Source organism: Burkholderia lata (genome assembly GCF_902499025.1).
Lineage (GTDB): Bacteria > Pseudomonadota > Gammaproteobacteria > Burkholderiales > Burkholderiaceae > Burkholderia > Burkholderia lata_C.
The window spans coordinates 175,903-197,095 of sequence record NZ_CABVPW010000008.1; the positions used below are offsets into that span (position 1 = coordinate 175,903).

At 68.4% G+C, this 21,193-nt stretch carries 20 protein-coding genes and 1 pseudogene; 11 read left to right on the forward strand and 10 right to left on the reverse strand.

All coding sequences use genetic code 11. The features are described 5' to 3' along the window. Window positions 1-6: 6 nt before the first annotated feature. Entirely contained in the window at window positions 7-957 is a 951-nt protein-coding gene (gene secF, locus BDI24065_RS10595) for a protein translocase subunit SecF (RefSeq protein ID WP_175031196.1), read from the forward strand. Between the two features lie 190 nt (window positions 958-1,147). Beyond that, window positions 1,148-2,701 (forward strand): S41 family peptidase, encoded by a 1,554-nt coding sequence (locus tag BDI24065_RS10600; RefSeq protein WP_175031197.1) that lies wholly within the window; start codon window positions 1,148-1,150, stop codon window positions 2,699-2,701. Between the two features lie 18 nt (window positions 2,702-2,719). Here the strand turns inward: BDI24065_RS10600 and BDI24065_RS10605 are convergent, their stop codons facing one another. The 4 genes from BDI24065_RS10605 to BDI24065_RS10620 all read right to left on the reverse strand — a co-directional run bounded on the left by BDI24065_RS10605 (window position 2,720) and on the right by BDI24065_RS10620 (window position 5,959). After that, window positions 2,720-3,997, reverse strand: coding sequence for an MFS transporter (locus BDI24065_RS10605; RefSeq protein WP_175031198.1), 1,278 nt, complete (start codon window positions 3,995-3,997; stop codon window positions 2,720-2,722). Window positions 3,998-4,182: 185 nt separating this feature from the next. Further along, entirely contained in the window at window positions 4,183-4,764 is a 582-nt protein-coding gene (locus BDI24065_RS10610; protein WP_175031199.1) for a YceI family protein, read from the reverse strand. Between the two features lie 65 nt (window positions 4,765-4,829). Continuing rightward, a complete protein-coding gene (locus tag BDI24065_RS10615) occupies window positions 4,830-5,390 on the reverse strand; it encodes a YceI family protein (protein ID WP_175031200.1) in 561 nt (186 codons plus the stop codon). 8 nt (window positions 5,391-5,398) lie between these two features. Beyond that, the gene (locus tag BDI24065_RS10620) at window positions 5,399-5,959 is read right to left on the reverse strand and encodes a cytochrome b (protein ID WP_175031201.1); all 561 of its coding nucleotides are present in this window, start codon (window positions 5,957-5,959) and stop codon (window positions 5,399-5,401) included. Window positions 5,960-6,217: 258 nt separating this feature from the next. Between BDI24065_RS10620 and BDI24065_RS10625 the strand changes: the two genes are divergently transcribed. The 6 genes from BDI24065_RS10625 to BDI24065_RS10650 all read left to right on the forward strand — a co-directional run bounded on the left by BDI24065_RS10625 (window position 6,218) and on the right by BDI24065_RS10650 (window position 13,908). Then, entirely contained in the window at window positions 6,218-6,883 is a 666-nt protein-coding gene (locus BDI24065_RS10625) for a paraquat-inducible protein A (RefSeq protein WP_175031202.1), read from the forward strand. Further along, window positions 6,880-7,509, forward strand: a complete 630-nt coding sequence (locus BDI24065_RS10630; protein ID WP_046544963.1) for a paraquat-inducible protein A — start codon at window positions 6,880-6,882, stop codon at window positions 7,507-7,509. Before BDI24065_RS10625 ends, BDI24065_RS10630 begins: the two co-directional genes overlap by 4 nt. After that, window positions 7,502-9,121 carry an intermembrane transport protein PqiB gene (locus BDI24065_RS10635; protein WP_175031203.1) on the forward strand — a complete coding sequence of 540 codons (1,620 nt, stop codon included), beginning with the start codon at window positions 7,502-7,504 and terminating at the stop codon, window positions 9,119-9,121. Before BDI24065_RS10630 ends, BDI24065_RS10635 begins: the two co-directional genes overlap by 8 nt. After that, a complete protein-coding gene (locus tag BDI24065_RS10640; RefSeq protein WP_175031204.1) occupies window positions 9,118-9,843 on the forward strand; it encodes a PqiC family protein in 726 nt (241 codons plus the stop codon). The genes BDI24065_RS10635 and BDI24065_RS10640 overlap by 4 nt, the downstream gene beginning before the upstream one ends. A gap of 473 nt (window positions 9,844-10,316) precedes the next feature. Continuing rightward, entirely contained in the window at window positions 10,317-12,440 is a 2,124-nt protein-coding gene (locus BDI24065_RS10645) for a site-specific recombinase (protein WP_175031205.1), read from the forward strand. Between the two features lie 166 nt (window positions 12,441-12,606). Beyond that, on the forward strand, window positions 12,607-13,908 hold the full coding sequence (locus BDI24065_RS10650) for a THUMP domain-containing class I SAM-dependent RNA methyltransferase (protein ID WP_174974104.1): 1,302 nt from the start codon (window positions 12,607-12,609) through the stop codon (window positions 13,906-13,908). Window positions 13,909-14,004: 96 nt separating this feature from the next. On the opposite strand, the gene BDI24065_RS10655 is transcribed toward BDI24065_RS10650, so the two are convergent. Further along, entirely contained in the window at window positions 14,005-14,469 is a 465-nt protein-coding gene (locus BDI24065_RS10655) for an SRPBCC family protein (protein ID WP_175031206.1), read from the reverse strand. Next, window positions 14,462-14,794 (reverse strand): ArsR/SmtB family transcription factor, encoded by a 333-nt coding sequence (locus tag BDI24065_RS10660; protein WP_175031207.1) that lies wholly within the window; start codon window positions 14,792-14,794, stop codon window positions 14,462-14,464. The genes BDI24065_RS10655 and BDI24065_RS10660 overlap by 8 nt, the downstream gene beginning before the upstream one ends. Window positions 14,795-14,966: 172 nt before the next feature. Between BDI24065_RS10660 and BDI24065_RS10665 the strand changes: the two genes are divergently transcribed. Together BDI24065_RS10665 and BDI24065_RS10670 are read left to right on the forward strand one after the other, a co-directional pair. Further along, a complete protein-coding gene (locus BDI24065_RS10665) occupies window positions 14,967-15,371 on the forward strand; it encodes a VOC family protein (RefSeq protein ID WP_175031208.1) in 405 nt (134 codons plus the stop codon). A gap of 73 nt (window positions 15,372-15,444) precedes the next feature. Further along, window positions 15,445-16,131: a helix-turn-helix transcriptional regulator gene (locus BDI24065_RS10670; protein WP_069746174.1), complete on the forward strand. Its 687-nt coding sequence runs from the start codon at window positions 15,445-15,447 to the stop codon at window positions 16,129-16,131. A gap of 80 nt (window positions 16,132-16,211) precedes the next feature. On the opposite strand, the pseudogene BDI24065_RS10675 reads toward BDI24065_RS10670, so the two are convergent. After that, window positions 16,212-17,135, reverse strand: a pseudogene (locus tag BDI24065_RS10675) (carbon-nitrogen hydrolase family protein). 80 nt (window positions 17,136-17,215) lie between these two features. On the opposite strand from BDI24065_RS10675, the gene BDI24065_RS10680 reads away from it, so the two are divergent. Then, on the forward strand, window positions 17,216-18,136 hold the full coding sequence (locus BDI24065_RS10680; RefSeq protein WP_175031209.1) for a LysR family transcriptional regulator: 921 nt from the start codon (window positions 17,216-17,218) through the stop codon (window positions 18,134-18,136). Between the two features lie 64 nt (window positions 18,137-18,200). Here the strand turns inward: BDI24065_RS10680 and BDI24065_RS10685 are convergent, their stop codons facing one another. From BDI24065_RS10685 to BDI24065_RS10695, 3 genes are read right to left on the reverse strand one after another with little or no spacing between them, the layout of a single operon-like run. Continuing rightward, window positions 18,201-19,655: an NAD(P)(+) transhydrogenase (Re/Si-specific) subunit beta gene (locus BDI24065_RS10685; RefSeq protein ID WP_175031210.1), complete on the reverse strand. Its 1,455-nt coding sequence runs from the start codon at window positions 19,653-19,655 to the stop codon at window positions 18,201-18,203. Then, complete coding sequence (locus tag BDI24065_RS10690) at window positions 19,652-19,978, reverse strand: NAD(P) transhydrogenase subunit alpha (protein ID WP_175031211.1); 327 nt, start codon at window positions 19,976-19,978, stop codon at window positions 19,652-19,654. Before BDI24065_RS10690 ends, BDI24065_RS10685 begins: the two co-directional genes overlap by 4 nt. A 19-nt stretch (window positions 19,979-19,997) precedes the next feature. Beyond that, a complete protein-coding gene (locus BDI24065_RS10695) occupies window positions 19,998-21,137 on the reverse strand; it encodes a Re/Si-specific NAD(P)(+) transhydrogenase subunit alpha (RefSeq protein WP_175031212.1) in 1,140 nt (379 codons plus the stop codon). Between the last annotated feature and the right edge of the window lie 56 nt (window positions 21,138-21,193).

Below are 21,193 nucleotides of genomic sequence, written 5' to 3' on the forward strand. Positions count from 1 at the left end.
GAGACCATGGAATTTTTCCGCATCCGTAAAGACATTCCGTTCATGCGGCACGCGCTGGTGTTCAACGTGATCTCGCTGGTCACGTTCCTCGCCGCCGTGTTCTTCCTGTTCCACCGCGGGCTGCACCTGTCCGTCGAATTCACCGGCGGCACGGTGATCGAGGTGCAGTACCAGCAGGCCGCGGAACTCGAACCCGTGCGCGCGACGCTCGGCACGCTCGGCTACGCCGACGCGCAGGTGCAGAACTTCGGCACGTCGCGCAACGTGCTGATCCGCCTGCAGCTGAAGGAAGGCCTCACGTCCGCCCAGCAGAGCGACCAGGTGATGGGCGCGCTGAAGGCGCAGAACCCGGACGTCACGCTGCAGCGCGTCGAGTTCGTCGGCCCGCAGGTCGGCCGGGAGCTCGCGACCGACGGCCTGCTCGCGCTCGCGTGCGTCGTGATCGGCATCGTGATCTACCTGTCGTTCCGCTTCGAGTGGAAGTACGCAGTGGCCGGCATCATCGCCAACCTGCACGACGTCGTGATCATTCTCGGCTTCTTCGCGTTCTTCCAGTGGGAGTTCTCGCTGGCGGTGCTCGCGGCCATCCTCGCGGTGCTCGGCTACTCGGTCAACGAGTCGGTCGTCATCTTCGACCGGATCCGCGAAACGTTCCGCCGCGAACGCAAGATGAGCGTGCAGGAAGTGATCAACCACGCGATCACGACCACGATGTCGCGCACGATCATCACGCACACGTCGACCGAAATGATGGTGCTGTCGATGTTCTTCTTCGGCGGCCCGACGCTGCACTACTTCGCACTCGCGCTGACGGTCGGCATCATGTTCGGCATCTACTCGTCGGTGTTCGTCGCGGGTTCGCTCGCGATGTGGCTCGGCATCAAGCGCGAAGACCTGATCAAGGACAAGAAGACCGCGCACGATCCGGACGATCCCAACGCGGGCGCGCAGGTTTAAGCGCACGCGCTGTCTGGGAACAGACCAAAAGCCGGCCCGGTTGGGCCGGCTTTTTTCATGCCTGCGCGCCACCGCCGCGCATCGCGCAGCCCGCGCGCCCTGCCCCGTCACGCGCGTCGGCTACAATCGAGACCGTCCCGCCGCGTAGGCGGAACAGCACCTTCGTCCTCCGTTCAAACGTGCGGTCCCGATGATGCCTCCCACGCGTGCCGTTCTTCGCCTTGCCGTTTGCGCAGCCGTCACGGCCGCGCTCCTGCCGTGCGCGTCAACCGTCGGTGCGCAACAACCGGCGTCCGCCCCGCCCGCTTCCGCCGCCTCCGCACCCGCCTCTTCGCCCGCCCCCACCCAGCCACCTTCGCCCTGCCCGCCCGACTGGGAGCCGCAGATCTGCGAGCTCAAGGCAGCGGTGGAAGTCCTGAAGCGGCAGCACCTGACCGACGTCGACATCGGCGCGCTGCTCGACGCAACGACCCACGCGGGGATCAAGACGCTGCCGTACGCGCGTTTCTTCGATGCGAAGGAGGAGCAGGAGCGGCTCGACGACGAACGGCGCGCGCGCGACGGCACGCCCGGCATCGGCATCGTGTTCGAGACGCGGCCCGACGGGCTGCACATCGTCGACGTGATCCCCGACGCGCCCGCGGAAAAAGCCGGCGTGCGCCCCGACGATCTCGTCGTCGCGATGAACGATACGAGCGTCGTCGGAATCGACCCCGCCGACCTGACCAGACTCGCCAAGGGCGACGCGGGCGTGCCGCTGAAACTCACGGTCCGGCGCGGCCCGTCGCACGCGGTGCTGAGCTTCGCGCCCGTGCGGGCGATCCTCAAGCCGCATCCGGCGACCGCGAAACGGCTCGACGGCAACATCCTGTACACGCGGCTGTCGAGCTTTCCGGAACCGGCCGTCGGCGACTACATCGATGCCGTGCAGGCCGCACGCCGCGCGGGACCGCCGGTGAAAGGCCTGATTCTCGATCTGCGCATCAACGGCGGCGGCGCGCTCAATGCAGCGATCGGCATCACCGCGCTGTTCGCCGGCCGCGACCGCACCGCGATGGTGACGGTCGAGCGCGGCGACGCCAACCGCCGCCGCTACATGACCAACTGGCCCGATTACGAATTGCCGGTCATGCACGGGCAGGATCCGCTCGCGCCGCTGCAGGCCGATGACTGGTGGCGTACCGTGCCGCTCGTCGTGCTCGTCGACGGGCAGAGCGCGTCGGCTGCAGAAGCGACCGCGGCAGCACTGAAGGATCTCGGCCGCGCGAAGCTGCTCGGCATGCCGACCTACGGGAAGGGGCTCGCGCAGACGGGCGTCGACCTGATCGACGGCACGCGCCTGAATTTCACGTTCGCGCGCAACCTGCGGCCGAACGGCTGCCCGATGGACGGCTACGGTGTCGTACCGGACTGGCTCGTGGCGCCGCGCCGCGATTCGGACGTCGACGGCGTGCTGCTGTGGTACCGGGAAGCCGATCTCGCCCGTGCGCCGTATGCGGACCGGCTGACGCCCGATCCGTTCGCGAAGGTGCGCAAGGAACGGCAGAAGCTGCGCGAGCAGCGTGCGCTCGCAAAGATCGATACGGCGAAGAGCGCGGCGCTGCCGCAGCGCGAGTTCGGCACGGCAACCGACTGGCAGCTCAGGCAGGCGCTCGCCGCGCTCGCGGGGCGTCCGGTGCAGACCGTCGAAGCCAGACCGCGGCTGATGCCCGCGCAGCCCGCATGCGAACGCGCCGGCAACTGACGCGCGCCGCCCGCCCGGTTACCGGAACCCGAACCGCTTGCGCAGCACGACCAGCGCCACGAGGCTCAGCACGGCCGCGAACATCAGGTAGAAGCTCGGCGCGGTCTTCATCCCGGTCGCCTTGATCAGCCACGCGATGATGAACGGCCCGAAGCCGCCGAAGATCGTCACCGCGACGTTATACGCGAGCGACATCCCGGTCGTGCGCGTCTGCACCGGAAACACCTCGGACAGCAAACCCGGCAGTGCCGCAAAGTACCCCGTCATCAGGAACGCGAGCAGCACCTGCAGCGCGATCAGCGTGCCGAAGCCCGGATGCGCGACCAGGTACGCGAACGCCGGGTAGATCAGCACGAGGATGCCGATGGCCGGCGCGATCATCACGCGCACGCGGCCGTAAGTGTCCGACCAGTGGCCGACGAGCGGCGCGAATGCCATCTGGATCACGCCGACCACGAGGATCGCCGCGAACGCGGCCGACGGTGCGAGGCCGAGCTGCTTCACGCCGTAGGTCGGCATGAACAGCACGAGATAGGTCGCGACGGTGCCCAGCACGACCACGCCCATCGCGGCGACGAGGCGCGCCTTGTGCGACGCGAACGTGTCGCGCAGCGGGTTCGCGGTGCCTTCCGCCGCGAGGAATTCGGGCGTCTCGTCGACCTTCGTGCGGATGTAGTACGCCACCGGCCCGAGCAGCAGGCCGAAGAAGAACGGCACGCGCCAGCCCCACGACGCCATCTGCGCGGCCGTGAGCTGCGCGTTCAGCACGGTGCCGAAGCCGGCGGCGAGCAGCGTCGTGAGCCCCTGGCTCGCGACCTGCCAGCTCGCGAAGAAGCCGCGCCGGCCCGGCACGTGCTCGGCGAGGAACGCGGTCGCGCTGCCGAACTCGCCGCCGGCCGAAAAGCCCTGCATCAGCCGCGCGGCGACGAGAATCACCGGCGCCGCGACACCGATCGTCTCGTAGGTCGGCAGCACCGCGATGATCAGCGTGCCGGCCATCATCAACAGGATCGACAGCGTGAGTGCGGCCTTGCGGCCCTCGCGGTCGGCATATGCGCCAAGCACGATCGCGCCGAGCGGGCGCATGAAGAACGACACGCCGAACGTGCCGAGCGTGAGCAGCAGCGACACGGTGTCGTTGCCGGACGGGAAGAACAGCTTCGAGATCGTCACCGCGAAGAAGCCGTAGACGACGAGATCGAACCACTCGAGCGCATTGCCGATCGACGCGGCGACCACCGCGCGCCACACGCGCGGCGACGAGGCAATGGAACGGGACTGCGTGACGGCATGCATCGGCGATCTCCTTGTCGTTGTACGTTCTGTTCGAGGCAGCCGCTCGGGCGCCGTCGGCCTGCCCGGCGCCGGGTACGGCGCTCGGGCGATTATAGGCGCGCAAATAAAAACCGCCGCGCCCCCTGACGGGAACGCGGCGGCGGGCTCGCAGCGGGCCGGCGCGAAGGCCTGCCCGGCCGGCGGGCTTACTGCTGCTTGAGCGCTTCGGCCGTGATCAGCAGCTTCGTCTTCATCTTGAAGCCGTACTGCTTGCCGTAGTCGAGGCCGAAATCGCTGCGGTCGAATTCGCCGACGGCGTCGACGCCGCACACTTCACGCTTGAGCATCGGGTGCGGCATGCACTTGAACGAATCGATCTTCAGCGTGACCGGCTTCGTGACGCCATGCAGCGTCAGGTTGCCGACCACCGACACCGGCTTGTCGCCGTCGAACTTGATCGCGCCCTTGTAGTTCGCCTGCGGGAACTTGGAGACGTCAAAGAATTCGGCCGTCTGCAGGTGCTCGTCGAGCTTCGCGCTGCCGGTGTGGATCGACGCGATGTCGGTCGTCACGTCGACCGTGCCCGTCTTCGCCGCGCGGTCGAGCGTCACGGAGCCGCTCGACTTGTCGAACTTGCCGCGCCAGACCGACAGGCCGCCCATGTGGTCAGCCTCGAAGCTCGGGTACGTGTGGCTCGGGTCGAACTGGTACGTGACGCTTTCGGCGAATGCCGAGAACGACAGCGACGCTGCCAGCGCGCCCGCGGCGATGATCAGTTGCTTTTTCAAACTCTTTCTCCTTGGAACGGCGCCGCGCCCTCGCGCGGCGTTCGGGTGAGGCAACAGCCCGCCGCTTACTTGGTAGCGACGAGATGGAACTTGATCTGCACTTCGTCCGCGACGACCGACGTGTCCTTCCACTCGCCGGTGCCGACGTTGAACGCCGAGCGCTTGATCGGCAGCACGCCGTCGAAGGTCTGCGTGGCGCCGCTCTGCGTGACCGTGACGGGCACCGTGACGTTCTCGGACTTGCCCTTGATCGTCAGCTTGCCGGTCACGTTGTACTTGTTGCCGCCTGCCGGCGCGATCGCCGACGACACGAACGTCGCCTGCGGATACGCCTTCGCGTCGAACCAGTCCTTGCCGGCGACCTGGTCGTTGTACATCTTGTCGCCGAGGTCATAGCTCGCGACGTCGATCGTCATCTGGGCGCTGCCCTGCGCGGCCTTCGCCGGGTCGAACTTCAACTGGGCCGAAAACTTCTTGAACGCGCCTTCGGTCGGCACGTTCATCTGCTTCGACACGGCGGACACCTTGCTCTTCGCGAGATCGACATCGGCGAGCGCCGCGCCCGACGCGACAAGTGACACCGCGGCGAACGCGGTCAGCATGGAGCGGGAGAAAGACACTTTCATGGGATCCTTCATTTGGCAAAGGGAAGCATCCGCGACAGCAGCCCGTCGCGGTCCAACAACTGATGCTTGAGCGCCGCGAGCACGTGCAGCGAGACGAGCGCAAGCAGAATGTAATTCAATGACACGTGAAGCGTCTTGAAGGTTTCCTTCAGCACCGGATCGGGATCGATCAGCCGCGGCAGCGGCACGATGCCGAGGTAGACGACCGGGATGTTCGCCGCCGAGCTGTACAGGTAGCCCGTCACCGGAATCACGATCATCAGCAGGTACAACAGGATGTGCACGCCGTGCGACGCCGCACGCTGCCACCCCGGCGTATCGCGCGGCAGCGCCGGCGGCACGTGGGTCGCACGCCACAGCAGGCGGACGACGACCAGCGCGAATATCGTCACGCCCATCCACTTGTGCCACGAGAAGTACTTCAGCTTGGTCGGCGTGAAGCCGGGGATGTCGGTCATCACCCAGCCCATCGCGAACGCACAGACGATCAGCAGCGCGATCAGCCAGTGCAGCGCGATCGCCGTCTGCGTATAGCGTACCGGCCGGGCCGGCAGCGATTTCGATGCCATCTTGGATTCCTCAGTTCAGCGAACGGCCGCGCCGGAAATGCGTCCGACGCTTGTCAAGGGCGCCATGCTACCGCAACCTTTTGACACGCGCGGACTCTGAAGACAGGCGCGCCAGCCGTCTGACAGTTTCCTGTCATGTTACCGATCAGTCACCGAACACACGATCGTTGACACGCCGAAAAAGGCCTTTTGGTAAGATTGGCGCGGGTTCCGGCCCCGTCGACGCGTCTCCCCAGCCGTCGCACAACTGCCTTTTCCATGCAACGAAACGACCTGATTGCCTGTCACGAGTGCGACGCACTGTTGCACAAACCGCGCCTGAGCGGACGTGAATCCGCGCGCTGCCCGCGCTGCGACGCGCTGCTCTATCGCAACAGCGCCGCGCAGATCGAGCGGATCTGCGCGCTCGCGCTCGCGGCGCTGATCACGTTCACGATCGCGCAGGCGTTCCCGATCCTCGAAATGGACGTGAACGGCAACCGCGTGCAGACCACGCTGATCGGTGCGATCGATTCATTGTGGCACCAGGACATGGCGATCGTCGGCGTGATGGTGTTCTGCTCGACCGTGCTGTTCCCGCTCGTCGAGATGGCCGCGCTGCTGTACCTGCTGCTGCCGATGCGGCGCGGCCTCGTACCGCCCGGTTTCAACCTGGTGCTGCGCGCGATCGAGCTCGTGCGACCGTGGGGCATGATCGAGGTGTTCATGCTCGGGATCCTCGTCACGATCGTGAAGATGGTGAGTCTCGCAAGAGTCGTTCCCGATGCCGCGCTGTTCGCGTTCGCCGCGCTCACGCTGATGATCGCCGTCGTGCTGATGTTCGATCCGCGCACGCTGTGGGACATCGCCGACGACCTGCGCGCCGGGCGCTCGCCCGGGCAGCCCGACGATGCCGCCCCGCTGCCGGACGCCGCCCGCCGATGACGATCCCGACCGCGGCCCGCGAGGGCTACGCCAGCTGTCACGCATGCGGGCTCGTGCAGACACTCGATCATCCGCACGCGCACTGCGCGCGCTGCGGCAGCGCGCTCCATTTCCGTACGCCGAACAGCCTGATGCGCACGTGGGCGCTGCTGCTCGCGGCCGCGATCCTGTACATTCCGGCGAACCTGCTTCCGATCATGCGCACGGCGTCGATCGTCGGCTCGCAGGAAGACACGATCATGAGCGGCGTCATCTATTTCTGGGTCTCCGGCGACTGGCCGCTCGCGGTCGTCGTGTTCGTCGCGAGCATCCTCGTGCCGATGCTCAAGCTCGGCGTGCTGCTGATCCTCGTGATCAGCGCGCAGCGCCGCACCGCCTGGCGGCCGCTGCAGCGCACGCGCCTGTTCCGGATCGTCGAGCGCATCGGCCGCTGGTCGATGCTCGACATCTTCGTCGTGACGCTGACCGTCGCGCTCGTCCATTTTCGTTCGCTCGCCATCATCACGGCCGGCCCCGGCGCGCTCGCGTTCGGTTCCGTCGTGATCCTGACGATGCTCGCGTCGATGCAGTTCGATCCCCGCCTGATCTGGGATCCAGTCGAAACCTCAGGGAATCACCATGAATAGTCCACAAGGCCCGCAGCACGACGCGCCCCGGCCGCCCGATCCGACGATCTCGACGAAAAGCGGCTGGCTGCCGTCGCTCGTCTGGCTCGTGCCGCTGATCGCCGCGCTGATCGGCATCGGCCTCGTGATCAAGTCCGTGCGCGAGCGCGGCCCGGAAGTCACGATCAGCTTCCACAGCGCCGAAGGGCTCGAGCCCGGCAAGACCCAGGTCAAGTACAAGGACGTCGAGATCGGCATGGTCAAGACGATCAAGCTGTCGAAAGACCTGACGCGCGTGCTCGTCCAGGTCCAGCTGAAGAAGGAAGCCGAAGACTTCGCGGTCAAGGACTCGCGCTTCTGGATCGTGCGGCCGCGCGTCGGCGCGACCGGCGTGTCGGGGCTCGGCACGCTGCTGTCCGGCGCGTACATCGGCGTCGACGCCGGGCGCTCGCAGGATTACCAGACCGACTTCACGGGTCTCGAGACACCGCCGGCCGTCACCGGCGACCAGAAGGGCACGCAATACGTGCTGCGTGGCGATTCGCTCGGCTCGGTCGACATCGGTTCGCCGGTCTACTACCGGCGCGTGCAGGTCGGCCAGGTGGTCGGCTTCTCGCTCGACAAGGACGGCACGGGCGTCACGTTCCAGGTGTTCGTCAACGCGCCGTACGACCAGTACGTGGGCGTGAACTCGCGCTGGTGGCAGGCGAGCGGCGTCGACCTGCGGCTCGATTCGAGCGGCCTGAAGCTGAACACGCAGTCGCTCGCGACGGTGATCCTTGGCGGCATCGCGTTCCAGACGCCGCCGAACCAGGGCTCCGGCACGACCGCGCCGAACAATTCGACCTTCCGCCTCGGCTCCGACGAGAGCGACGCGATGCGCGACCCGGACGGCCAGCCGCTGCAGGTGGTGATGAACTTCAACCAGTCGCTGCGCGGGCTCGCCGTCGGCGCGACGGTCGACTTCCGCGGCATCGTGCTCGGCGAGGTGACGAACATCGGCATCGACTTCGATCCGAAGACGAAGAACTTCCTGATGCCGGTGACGATGAACATCTATCCGGAGCGCCTCGGCCGCCGCTTCCGCGAGACGATCGAGAGCAAGGGCGAACCGGCCCGCCGCGAGATCGTCGAGCGGCTCGTCCAGCACGGACTGCGCGGCCAGCTGCGCACCGGCAACCTGTTGACGAGCCAGCTGTACGTCGCGCTCGACTTCTTCCCGAAGGCGCAGCCGGCGAAAATCGACACGGCACGCCAGCCGCTCGAGCTGCCGACCGTGCCGAACACGCTCGACGAGCTGCAGCTGCAGGTCGCCGACATCGCGAAGAAGCTCGACAAGGTGCCGTTCGACCAGATCGGCGCGAACCTGAACAGCGCGCTGTCGAACGCCGACAAGCTGTTCAAGCAGCTCGACACGCAGGTCGCGCCGGAAGCGCGCGACACGCTGTCGGCCGCGAAGCAGACCTTCTCGACCGCCGAAGCGACGCTGCAGCAGGATTCGCCGCTGCAATCCGACGTGCGCGGCGCGCTGAAGGAGCTCACGCGCACGCTGCAGTCGCTGAACGCGCTCGCCGACTACCTCGAGCGTCACCCCGAATCGCTGCTCAAGGGCAAGCCAGGAGATCAACCATGACGACACGCGTGAACGGTTTCGCGAGCGGTGCGGCGGCGGCTGTCGCCGCCCTCGCGCTTGCCGCGTGCAGCTCGCCGCCCGCGCGGTTCTACACGCTCAGCCCGGCCGACGCCGCCACGCCGCTGCGCACCGCGCCGGCCAACCCGGCGTTCCTGATCGAAGTGCCGTCCGTCGGCGTGCCCGAACAGGTCGCGAAGAACCAGCTGGTCGTACAGAAGAACGCCGCACAGGTCGACGTGCTCGAGCAGGAACGCTGGGCGTCGCCGCCCGCCGACGAGATCCGCCGCGCGCTGTCGGACGATCTCGCCGCGCAGCTCGGTACGATCGACGTCGCGAATTCCGCCTATCCGCCCGGCGTGCCCGTGTATCGCATCAGCGTGAACGTGCAGCGCTTCGAATCGTGGCCGGCCAAGCGCGCGGCGGTCGACGCCGTGTGGAGCGTGCGCTCGCTCGCCACGCAGGCCGTGATGACGTGCCGCACGAGCGTCGCGGAACCGGTCGCCGACGGCTACGACGCGCTCGTCGCCGGCCACCGGCGCGCGCTCGATGTGATTGCCACGCAAGCCGCGGCCGGCGTGCGCGCGATGGCCGCGCGCCGCGGCGTACCTGCTTCGACGGCACCTGCGGCCGGCAGCAAGACGGCCGCCGCGCCGGTCGTGCCGTGCCCGGCCAACCCGACGTCCGGCGGCGACGCCGGCGCGACGGGCAAGTCCGGCACGTAAGCGTCGGGCGCGCAGGCGAGCGTTCGACGCAGCGTTCGTCGCCAGGCTGCGTCCGGCCCGGCAAGTCCGGCAGCGAGCGCCGGCAACCGTCGGCGCGACCCGGCCACCGCCTGCCTCGCACCGCGCCCATCGGCCGGACGGCCACTTTGCATTGTTTGTCAAAGTCGGCCGGAACCGGCGCCCTGCCATACGGTCGGCTTGCGTTTTCCGGCCCGATTGACGATCCTACGCACTTTCCGGCTCGCGCCGTTCGTCGTGCGCGCCAGCCAGCGGTATCGGGCCGCGTTCGGCCCGACCGCCGTGCCTCCCGGCGCCCGCACGCGATCGGCGTGCACCGCAGCGGGGCAGCCGCATCGCGGGTCGCCGCGCATCGTCCGGCAACCGGCCCCGTCTCACCCGTTCTCCCCGGCGCCGCGCCGTTTCACCGGCCGGCATCCCGAACCCGCCCGTCCAGGGCTTTCGCTATTCCGTTTATGTTTCGTTCCCTGACGACCCTGATCAAGAAGTGGCGCGCGTCGCGCAATGCCGGTCACCAGCTCGATGCGCTGCTCGCGCACGCCGACGCCGATGCGTCGTACGCCGAGCGCAGCGAATGGCTGATCGAGCTCGCGCACTGGCTGCGCCGCACCGGCACGATGCAGGCCGCGCAGGACGCGCCGGCCGATCGCGACGCCGATGCGCGCGCGTATCCGGCCCATGCGCGGCTGCGCTACCTGTTCCACGTGCTCGATCGCAATCCCGCGTGGAAAACCCACGCCGCGCGCATCCTGCGCGGCATCCTGCGCGAATGCGACGGCATCTCGCTGCTGTGCGACGCCGGCATGCCCGTGCACTCGGGCTTCTTCGGCGCGCTGTTCGAACGGATCGACTCGTCGCTGATCCCGCCCGCGCCGAACCGCCGCGAGTTGTCGGCACTCTTCACGCTGATGTTCCCGACGCCGGAAGACGCGCAATGGATCGACGCGCTGCCCAATGATCTCCTCACCCGCCTCGCCGAGCTGATCTCGTTCGACGTCACCGACGAAGAGCGCCACGAGCCGGGCTCGTTCTCGCGCGACCTGCTGGCCGCGCTGCACAACCTGACCTGCCAGATCAGCTCGACCGGCCTGTCGCAGACGGTGCGCAGCCGGCTCTCCGACGACGACGCGCGCAAGCCGCACGAGACGCAGCCGTTCTACCGCCTCACGCGCGCGATGCTCGCGGTCGAGACCGCGCACGCGGCCGTCGAGGACGGCGGCGACCCGAGCAAGCTGCTGCACGAGGTGAACTACCTGCGCGTGCTGCTCGACGAATGCCGGATCGCCGTCGACGACGTGTTCTCGCACCTGTACCGCAACGGCGTGTCGGTCGACATCGTGTTCCAGGTCGAGCGGATGCGCATGCGCATCCTGCGTGCCGAGATGCTGCTGAACGCCTGGATGGCGCGCGACGACCTGCACGGGATGGCGCACCTGACGGCCGAGCTCGTCGACGCGAACCACAACAGCCAGAGCGTGTCGCACCTCGTGCGCAGCAACTTCTCGCTGTTCGCGCGCAAGCTCGTCGAGACCAACGCGGACACCGGCGAGCACTACATCTCGCGCGGCCGTGCCGAGTACCTGAAGATGCTGCGGATGGCCGCGGGCGGCGGCCTCGTCACCGTCGTGACCGTGTGCGTGAAGTTCGCGATCACGGGCGCGCACCTGCAGTCGATGCTCGAAGGGCTGCTCGCGGGCGTCAATTACGCGGCGAGCTTCATGCTGATGCACTTCCTGCACTTCACGCTCGCGACCAAGCAGCCCGCGATGACCGCGCCGACACTCGCGCGCGAGCTCGACGACACGGGCCACGAGGAAGGCGTGAAGGCGTTCGTGGCGTCGGTGATCGCGCTGATCCGCACGCAGGCCGCCGCGATTTCCGGCAACGTGCTCGTCGTGCTGCCCGTGTGCCTGCTGGTGCAGTTGTTCGCGGGCAACCTGCTGCACGCGAACCTGATCTCGCCGGAAAAAGCCCACGCGACGCTGCACTCGTTCTCGCTGCTCGGCCCGACGCCGCTCTACGCGGCGCTGACCGGCGTGCTGCTGTGGGCGTCGAGCCTGATCGCGGGCTGGGCCGACAACTGGTTCGTACTGCACCGGGTCGGCGACGCGCTCACGTACAACCGCCGGCTGCGCCTCACGCTCGGTGCGGCCGGTGCCGCGAAGCTCGCGCACTTCTGCCGGTCGAACGTGGCCGGCGTGGTCGCGAACGTCGGGCTCGGCCTGATGCTCGGCCTCATTCCGGCGATCGTCACCGTATTCATGTTCCCGTTCGAGGTGCGGCACGTGACGCTGTCGGCCGGCTCGATCGGCATCGCGCTCGGCGTGCTGGGCAAGGACGCGCTCGGCACGCCCGAGCTGTGGTGGGCCGGCGCCGGCGTGCTCAGCATGGCGATCCTCAACGTGCTCGTCAGCTTCGCGCTCGCGTTCACGATGGCCGTGCGCTCGCGCAGCCTGCGCCGGACCAAGGTGCGCGCGCTCATCGCCGCGATCGTCCGCACGGTGCTGAAGAACCCGCTCGCGCTGTTCTGGCCGGGCAGCGGCCAGGCCGCACGCGCCGGCCAGACGGGCTCGCACTGACCCCGCGGCGGCTTGGCGGTGCCCGCCCGGGCGCCGCCGCACGGCCGCCCGGCACGCCTGCGCGGCGCCCCGGCCCGCGCGGCAAGCACCGAAACGCGACGCAACGCCGGCCCCGGCCGCCCGCGCCGCGTACAATAGTGGACTTTTGCACGTCCTCACCCGCCTTATGTCCTCGCCCACCCTGTACGAATTCTTCGCCCCCTGCCCGCGCGGCCTCGAAGCGGCGCTTGCCGCCGAGCTGGCCGAAATCGCCGGCCGCCACCTGAACGGCGCGCCGTTCACCGCGGGCGCGCAGGTGCCGGGCGGCGTCCACTTCAGCGGCGGCTGGGCCGCCGGCATGGCCGCGAACCTCCATTCGCGGATCGCGAGCCGGGTCCTGCTGAAGATCGCGCACCGCGCGTACCGCAACGAGCAGGACGTCTACGCGCTCGCACTCGAGCAGCCGTGGGAGCGCTGGTTCGCGGCGACGCAGACGCTGCGCGTCGACATCACCGCGATCAAGTCGCCGCTGAAGAGCCTCGAATTCGCGACGTTGCGCGTGAAGGACGCGATCTGCGACCGCATGCGCGAGAAGACCGGCGCGCGCCCGAGCATCGACACCGGTGCGCCGGACGTGCGCGTGTTCGCCTTCCTGACGGCGGGCGAATGCACGCTGTACCTCGACACGTCCGGTGAGCCGCTGTTCAAGCGCGGCTGGCGTCTCGACAAGGGCGCGGCGCCGCTGCGCGAGAACCTCGCGGCCGGCATCCTGCGCCTGACGGGCTGGACGCCCGGCACCGCGCTGTACGACCCGATGTGCGGCAGCGGCACGTTCCTCGCGGAAGCCGCGCAGATCGCGCTCGGCGTGGCGCCCGGCGTCGAGCGCCGGTTCGGCTTCGAGAAACTCAAGCAGTACGACATCACCGCGTGGCAGGGGCTGAAGGTCCCGGCGCTGGATGCGAAGCGCGCGGCGCGCGGCAAACGCGGCGAAGCGCTCGGCGTGTACGGCAGCGACATCTCCGGCGACATGCTCGAGAAGGCGCGCGCGAACCTCGAGCGCGCGGGCGTGCCGTCGGTTTGGCTCAAGCAGGTCGACGCGCGCGGGATGACGCCGCCGTGCGACGGCCCGGGCATCATCCTCGCGAACCCGCCGTACGGCGAGCGGATCGAAGTGCGCGGCCGCAGCGCGCGCGGCGAGGTGCGCGAGACGGGCCGCAACCGCGGCAACGACGACGCATTCCGCCGTACTCACACCGACGCACCGGACAGCGAGTTCTTCAACGCGCTCGGCGATGCGCTGAAGCAGCGCTTCACGGGCTGGCAGGCGTTCCTGCTGACGTCCGACCGGTCGCTGCCTGGCCAGCTGCGGCTGCGCGAATCGGCAAAGACGCCGCTGTTCAACGGCGCGCTCGAATGCCGGCTGTTCCGCTTCGACCTGATCGCCGGCAGCGTGAAGGCGCGCCCGGCCACGCCGGAAGGCGACGCGTAATCCGCATCATGGCCGCGCTGGCGTCGCTGGCGCGGCCCCATCGCGGCACCCGGAACGCCGCCGTTACCGCACCCGCGGCAACGGCGGTGTTTCGTTTCAGTGCTTCGAGCACTCCCAGCGCCCCATCGTGAACGGCAGCGCCTGCCCCGTCTCGAGCAGCGTCTTGAGGCTCGACAGCACGACCGGCCACCCGCCGCGAATCCCGCGATCCATCTCCGAGCCCGGCACCAGCCCGTCGTGCGTGACGGTCAGCTTCACGACGCCCTCGTGCGGCTCGACGACGTAGGTCACGCGCGATTCCCCGCTCTCCCCCGACGGCGTACGCCACGTGACGACCAGCCGGTGCGGCGGATCGTTCTCGACCACTTCGCCGACGATGTCGACGCGCGACGGATCGTCGTAGTCCTGATGTTCCCAGCGCGAGCCCGGCCGCCAGTCGGGCGACGCGTTGCGATGCCGCACCCAGTAGTCCTTCGTCAGTTCGGCGTTGGTGAGCGCGTCGAACACGCGCTCGGGCGTCGACGCAATGAACGTCACGTACACAAAGGCGGGATTACTCATCGTCGTCTCCAGATTCGCGTGCCGCTTCCAGCCCGCGCTTGAGGTCCGCCAGCGCCTGCAGGCGCTGACGCTCGAACTTGCCGATCCAGCGTTCCGCGATGTCGTGGATCGGCACCGGATTCAGGTAATGCAGCTTCTCCCTGCCGCGCCACGTGGTCGCGACGAGATTCGCGGCCTCGAGCAGCGCGAGATGCTTGCTCACGGCCTGCCGGCTCATCGCGAGCCCATCGCACAGCTCGGACAGGGTCTGCCCGCTTTTCGCGTGCAGCAGGTCGAGCAACTGGCGGCGCGTGGCATCGGCCAGCGCCTTGAAAACGAGATCCATGCCGCTCCCGGGTCAATGACCTTATTATGCAACCAAATGGTTGCATGTCAAGGGTGACAACTCTACTGACAATACGGTGTCAGCAGGCCGCGATCACACTGCAATCCCGGCGCAATGCAAGCTGGTTTCCGCACCGAACCCGAACGACACACACCGCAACAAGGAGCTCGTCATGACGTCCGCAACTGCCACCGCCACGCTGGAACGCGCGATCGCGTGGTTCGACATTCCGTCCCTCGATTTCGACCGGGCGATCCGCTTTTACGAAACCGTGCTGCAAACGACGCTGCAGCGCGAAGTCATCGGCGGCGTGCCGATGGCCACGTTCGACCGCGACGCATCGAGCACGGGCGGCAGCATCGTGTTCGATCCGCAGCAGATGAAGCCGAGCGCGAACGGCGTGCTCGTCTACCTGAACGCCGGCGAATCGGTCGTCGCGGCGCTCGAACGCGTGAAACGCGCGGGCGGCGTCGTGCAGGGCACGGTCGTCGAGTTGCCGAACAACTACGGCTACGTCGGCTACCTGATCGACACCGAAGGCAACCGCGTCGGCCTGCACGCGCCGAAATGCCACTGAGCGCAGCGGCCGTCGGGCGCGCGCGGCGCTATCATCGCGACATCCCCATCGCCGTTGGAGTCGAGGTGCCGTCATGACGCGCCGTGCCGACCGCCTGTTCCAGATCGCCGAGCTGTTGCGCGGGCGTCGTCTCACGACCGCGCAACAGCTGGCCGACTGGCTGTCGGTGTCACCGCGCACCGTCTATCGCGACGTGCGCGACCTGCAACTGTCAGGGGTGCCGATCGAAGGCGAAGCCGGCATCGGCTACCGGCTGAACCGCAACGCGAGCCTGCCACCGCTCACGTTCACGGCCGAGGAGCTGGCGGCGCTCGCCACGGGCGCACGCATGCTCGAAACCTGGGGCGGTGCGCGCTTCGCGAGCGGCGCGCGCTCGGCGCTCGCGAAGATCGCGTCGGCGATGCCGGCCGACAAGCGCACGGCGCTCGACCGCCTGCCGGTGTTCGCGCCGTCGTTCCACATCGACGAGACGTTTTGCGCGAAGGTCGACGCGATCCACCAGGCCATCGACACGCGCCACGTGGTCAGCTTCGGCTACCGCGACCGGCTCGGCGCGCATTCGCAACGCCGCGTGTGGCCGCTCGGGCTCGTCTACTGGGGCGGGCGCTGGACGATCGGCGCGTGGTGCGAGCTGCGTGACGATTTCCGCACCTTCGACATCGCGCGGATGGGCGACATCACCGTGCACGAGCAGTTTCCGGACATGGAAGGACGGCGGATCGCCGACTACATGCGGATCGCGGAAGCGCCAATGCGCTGACGCGGCACGACGGCGGGCGCGCTACGCGCCGCCGCCGCCGTTCATGTTCCGGGCCGCCAGACAGCGCCCGGCCCACTTCCCTACGCGCCGAACACCACCGTCCGCTTCGGCCGCTCGTCGACGTGCAGCGAGAACACGTCGGGCCGCGCGTAATGCCCGACCACGTCGAAGTCGTAGCGCGCCCTCACGAGTTCATCGGTATCGATGCGCGCGGTCACGAGCCCGGCTTCGCCGATCAGCGGCTCCGTCAGCAGGTCGCCGAGCGGCCCGACGATCACGCTGCCGCCGCGGATCAGCGGCCGCTCCGGATCTCAGCCCGGCACGTCGATGCCGAGCGCGCGCGGCGACGGCTGCACCTGGCACGCACTGACGACGAAGCAGCGCCCTTCGTGCGCGATGTGCCGCATCGAGCTCTGCCAGACGTCGCGCTCGTCGACGGTCGGCGCGCACCAGATCTGCACGCCCTTCGCGTACATGGCGCAGCGCAGCAGCGGCATGTGGTTCTCCCAGCAGATCGCGGCGCCCGCGCGGCCCGCGGCCGTGTCGACGACGGGCAGCGTCGAGCCGTCGCCCTGCCCCCAGATCAGCCGCTCGGTGCCGGTCGGCATCAGCTTGCGGTGCTTCGCGACGAGCCCGTCGCGCGGGTCGAAGAACAGCGCCGTGCAGTACAGCGTGCTGCCCCCGCGCTCGATCACGCCGACCACGAAGCTCGCGCCGGTGCGCTGCGACAGCGCGGCCAGCTCGTCGGTTTCGGGCCCCGGCACGTCGATCGCCTGCGCGGCATAGCGCGCATACGCGTCGCGGCCTTCGGGCAGCCGGTAGCCGAGCCGCGTGCCGAAGATCTCGCCTTTCGGATAGCCGCCGAGCACGGCCTCGGGCAGCACGACGAGCGACGCGCCGCTGTCGCGGATCGCGGTTTCGTAGCCGAGGATCGTGTCGAGCGTGGCGCGCGTGCCGGCGGGCGATGCGCCGATCTGCAGCGCGGCGATGACTGACGTGGACATGAAGGCGTCTCCGGTGAATGGGGTAACGCCATCTTTATCGATATGATGTCATCGATCAAATCGATAGAACGATAAGTGTCATGAATGCGGATGATATCGCCAGCCTCGACCTGAACCTGCTGAAAGTGTTCGAGGCGCTGTACGAGGAAGGCGGCGCGAGCCGCGCGGCGCTGCGGCTCGGCCTCACGCAGTCGGCGGTGAGCGCGGCGCTGGCGCGGCTGCGCGTGATCTACGCCGATCCGCTGTTCGTGCGCACCGGCCGCGGGCTTGCGCCGACGCCGCGCGCGGACGAACTGAAGCCGATCCTGTCCGACGCGCTCGACCGTTGCCGTGAAAGCCTCGCGATCGCGGCCGACGGCGGCGACCGCATCGGCCGCACGATCTCGATCGGGCTGTCGGACGACTTCGAAATCGCGCTCGGCCGCGCGCTGATCGACGCCGTGGCGCGGGAAGCCGCCGGCATCCGGCTGATCTTCCGGCAGACGCACAGCGGCATCGCCGGCGACGCGCTGCTGCGGCACGGCGTCGACCTCGCGATCGCATCCGGCGGCTTCTCGGCGAACGGCCTCAGCCGGCGCGCGGTCGCGACGGGCGGCTATGCGTGCCTGATCGACCCGGCCACCCGCCCGAAGCCGCCGCGCACACTCACGCTCGCCGATTTCCTGCGGCGCGACCACCTGCTCGTGTCGTCGGGCGGCGTGATCGGGATCGTCGACGAGGCGCTGGCCACGCTCGGCCACAAGCGGCGCGTCGCAGCGTCGACCACGCACTTCGCCGCGTTGCCGTACCTGCTCGCCGGCTCCGACGCGGTCGCGACGATTCCCGCGCACGCGGCACGCGCGATCGCGCAATCGACGCCGCTGCGCGCGCTCGCATGCCCGGTCGACTTGCCGCACTACCCGGTCGAAATCGGCTGGCGCACGAGCACGCAGCGCGACCCGGCGATCGTGCGCGTACGCGACACGATCGCCGCGTGCGTCGCGAACCGCGTCGCACCATGAACAAGGCCCGGCCGGCTTGCGCCGGTCGGGCCTCTTCGATCGAGCCGCGCTGCCGGCGCATGCGTTACTCGACCGACTTCACCATGTCCTCGATGACCTTCTTCGCATCGCCGAACACCATCATCGTCTTGTCCATGTAGAACAGGTCGTTGTCGAGCCCGGCGTAGCCGGCCGCCATCGAGCGCTTGTTGACGATCACCGTGCGCGCCTTGTACGCCTCGATGATCGGCATCCCCGCAATCGGCGATTGCAGATCGTTCTTCGCGGCCGGGTTCACGACGTCGTTCGCGCCGAGCACGAGCACGACGTCGACCTGGCCGAATTCGCCGTTGATGTCCTCCATCTCGTGCACGATCTCGTACGGCACTTCCGCTTCCGCGAGCAGCACGTTCATGTGCCCCGGCATCCGCCCCGCGACCGGATGGATCGCGTACTTCACGTCGATGCCCTTCTCGACCAGCTTGTCGGTCAGCTCCTTCAGCGCGTGCTGCGCGCGGGCCACGGCAAGGCCGTAGCCCGGCACGATCACGACCGTTTCCGCGTTGCCGAGCATGAACGACGCGTCTTCGGCCGAGCCCGATTTCACCGGCCGCTGCTCCTTCGCGCCCGCCGCGCCACCGGCCGCCGCCTCGCCGCCGAAACCGCCGAGGATCACGTTGAAGAACGACCGGTTCATCGCGTGGCACATGATGTACGACAGGATCGCGCCGGACGAGCCGACGAGGGAGCCGGCGATGATCAGCATCGCGTTGTTCAGCGAGAAGCCGATGCCGGCCGCCGCCCACCCCGAGTACGAGTTCAGCATCGACACGACCACCGGCATGTCCGCGCCGCCGATCGGGATGATGATCAGCACGCCGAGCGCGAACGCGATCGCGGTCATGACGATGAACGGCAGCCACGACTGCGTGATGAAGAACAGGATGCCGAAGCCGAGCATCGCGAGCGCGAGCATCAGGTTGAGCAGGTGCTGGCCCGCATACACGACCGGCGCGCCCTGGAACAGCCGAAACCTGTATTTGCCCGACAGCTTGCCGAATGCGATCACCGAACCGGAAAACGTGATCGCGCCGACGACCGTGCCGATGAACAGCTCGACGCGGTTGCCGTACGGGATGAAGTTCGACGACACCGCGTCCTGCGGCACGAGCCCGAACGCTTCCGGCTCCGACACCACCGCGTACGCGATGCACACGGCCGCGAGACCGATCAGCGAGTGCATCGCCGCGACGAGTTCGGGCATCTTCGTCATCTCGACGCGCGCGGCGACGAACGCACCCACGCCGCCGCCGACGATCAGCGCGCCGAGCACCAGCGCGATGCCGAGCGGCAGGTTCGCGCCGAGCCACGCGGCCTGCTTGACGATCAGCGCGATCGTCGTGAGGATCGCGATGGCCATCCCGACCATCCCGAACAGGTTGCCGCGCCGCGCGCTCTTCGGGTTCGACAGGCCCTTCAGCGCCTGGATGAAGCACACCGACGCGACGAGGTACAGCAGCGTGACGACGTTCATGCTCATCGCGCGCCCTCCTTGCCGCCTTCGGCCTGCCGGGGCGCCTTCTTGCGGAACATCTCGAGCATGCGCCTCGTCACCAGGAAGCCGCCGAACACGTTGACGGCCGCGAGCGCGACCGCAAGCGTGCCGAACACCTTGCCGGTCGTGCCGACGGTAAGCGCCGCCGCCAGCATCGCGCCGACGATCACGATCGCCGAGATCGCGTTGGTCACGGCCATCAGCGGCGTATGCAGCGCCGGCGTGACGTTCCACACCACGTGGTAGCCGACGTACACCGCCAGCACGAAGATGATCACGTTGATCACCGTGTGATTGATGACTTCCATGGTCGCCTCCTCCCCCCGGTTACTTGCGCGCGACTTCGCCGTCGCGGCACAGGAGCGTCGCGGCGACGATGTCGTCGGTCAGGTCGATGTTCAGCGTGCCGTCCTTCGTGACGATCAGCTTCATGAAGTCGAGCAGGTTGCGCGCATACAGCGCCGATGCGTCCGCTGCGACCATCGACGCGAGATTCGTGTAGCCGGCAATCGTCACGCCGTCGTGCACGATCACCTGGTCGGCAACCGTCAGCGGGCAGTTGCCGCTCTTGCGGCCGTCGAATTCCGGGCCGCGGCCGGCCGCGAGATCGACGAGTACCGAGCCCGGCTTCATCGACTGCACGGTTTCGACCGAGATCAAGGTCGGCGCCGGGCGCCCGGGAATCAATGCGGTGGTGATCACGATGTCGGCCTGCTTCGCACGCTCGTGCACGAGCGCGGCCTGACGGCCGAGCCACGACGGCGGCATCGGGCGCGCGTAGCCGCCCACGCCTTGGGCCGCGTCGCGCTCTTCGTCGGTTTCGTACGGGACGTCGAGGAATTTCGCGCCGAGCGACTCGATCTGCTCCTTCACGGCCGGCCGCACGTCGGACGCCTCGATCACCGCGCCGAGGCGCTTCGCGGTCGCGATCGCCTGCAGGCCCGCGACGCCCGCGCCGAGAATCAGCACGCGCGCGGCCTTCACGGTGCCCGCGGCCGTCATCAGCATCGGAAAGAAGCGCGGATACAGCGTCGCAGCCACCAGCACGGCCTTGTAGCCCGCGATGTTCGCCTGCGACGACAGCACGTCGAGACTCTGCGCGCGCGTCGTGCGCGGCGCGGCTTCGAGCGCGAAGCCCGTCACGCCGGCCGCGGCGAGCTTCGCCGCCTGCTCGCCATCGAACGGCTCGAGCATCCCGACCAGCACGGCACCACGCTTGAGCAGCGGCAGTTCGGCGTCGGTCGGCGCCTGGACCTTCAGCACGATGTCGACATCGAAAGCGGCCGGCTGGCCGGTCAGCTCGGCACCGGCGTCGGCATAGGCTGCGTCGGGATAACTCGCGGCGATGCCGGCCCCTTTCGCGATACTGACCCGATGACCGGCCGCCGCGTATTTCTTCACGGTTTCCGGCGTCGCGGCCACACGCGCCTCGTTCGCCCGCGTTTCGGCAGGCACGCCAATATGCATCGTCGGTCCCTCCAGTCATTGCAGGTGTTTCGTTTGTGGCGATTTCTACTGCACAA

Coding starts and splice junctions, on each gene's coding strand:
- secF (WP_175031196.1), top strand. CDS start 7: ATGGAATTTTTCCGCATCCGTAAAGACATTCCGTTCATGCGGCACGCG.
- BDI24065_RS10600 (WP_175031197.1), top strand. CDS start 1,148: ATGATGCCTCCCACGCGTGCCGTTCTTCGCCTTGCCGTTTGCGCAGCC.
- BDI24065_RS10605 (WP_175031198.1), bottom strand. CDS start 3,997: ATGCATGCCGTCACGCAGTCCCGTTCCATTGCCTCGTCGCCGCGCGTG.
- BDI24065_RS10615 (WP_175031200.1), bottom strand. CDS start 5,390: ATGAAAGTGTCTTTCTCCCGCTCCATGCTGACCGCGTTCGCCGCGGTG.
- BDI24065_RS10620 (WP_175031201.1), bottom strand. CDS start 5,959: ATGGCATCGAAATCGCTGCCGGCCCGGCCGGTACGCTATACGCAGACG.
- BDI24065_RS10625 (WP_175031202.1), top strand. CDS start 6,218: ATGCAACGAAACGACCTGATTGCCTGTCACGAGTGCGACGCACTGTTG.
- BDI24065_RS10630 (WP_046544963.1), top strand. CDS start 6,880: ATGACGATCCCGACCGCGGCCCGCGAGGGCTACGCCAGCTGTCACGCA.
- BDI24065_RS10635 (WP_175031203.1), top strand. CDS start 7,502: ATGAATAGTCCACAAGGCCCGCAGCACGACGCGCCCCGGCCGCCCGAT.
- BDI24065_RS10640 (WP_175031204.1), top strand. CDS start 9,118: ATGACGACACGCGTGAACGGTTTCGCGAGCGGTGCGGCGGCGGCTGTC.
- BDI24065_RS10645 (WP_175031205.1), top strand. CDS start 10,317: ATGTTTCGTTCCCTGACGACCCTGATCAAGAAGTGGCGCGCGTCGCGC.
- BDI24065_RS10650 (WP_174974104.1), top strand. CDS start 12,607: ATGTCCTCGCCCACCCTGTACGAATTCTTCGCCCCCTGCCCGCGCGGC.
- BDI24065_RS10655 (WP_175031206.1), bottom strand. CDS start 14,469: ATGAGTAATCCCGCCTTTGTGTACGTGACGTTCATTGCGTCGACGCCC.
- BDI24065_RS10660 (WP_175031207.1), bottom strand. CDS start 14,794: ATGGATCTCGTTTTCAAGGCGCTGGCCGATGCCACGCGCCGCCAGTTG.
- BDI24065_RS10665 (WP_175031208.1), top strand. CDS start 14,967: ATGACGTCCGCAACTGCCACCGCCACGCTGGAACGCGCGATCGCGTGG.
- BDI24065_RS10670 (WP_069746174.1), top strand. CDS start 15,445: ATGACGCGCCGTGCCGACCGCCTGTTCCAGATCGCCGAGCTGTTGCGC.
- BDI24065_RS10680 (WP_175031209.1), top strand. CDS start 17,216: ATGAATGCGGATGATATCGCCAGCCTCGACCTGAACCTGCTGAAAGTG.
- BDI24065_RS10685 (WP_175031210.1), bottom strand. CDS start 19,655: ATGAGCATGAACGTCGTCACGCTGCTGTACCTCGTCGCGTCGGTGTGC.
- BDI24065_RS10690 (WP_175031211.1), bottom strand. CDS start 19,978: ATGGAAGTCATCAATCACACGGTGATCAACGTGATCATCTTCGTGCTG.
- BDI24065_RS10695 (WP_175031212.1), bottom strand. CDS start 21,137: ATGCATATTGGCGTGCCTGCCGAAACGCGGGCGAACGAGGCGCGTGTG.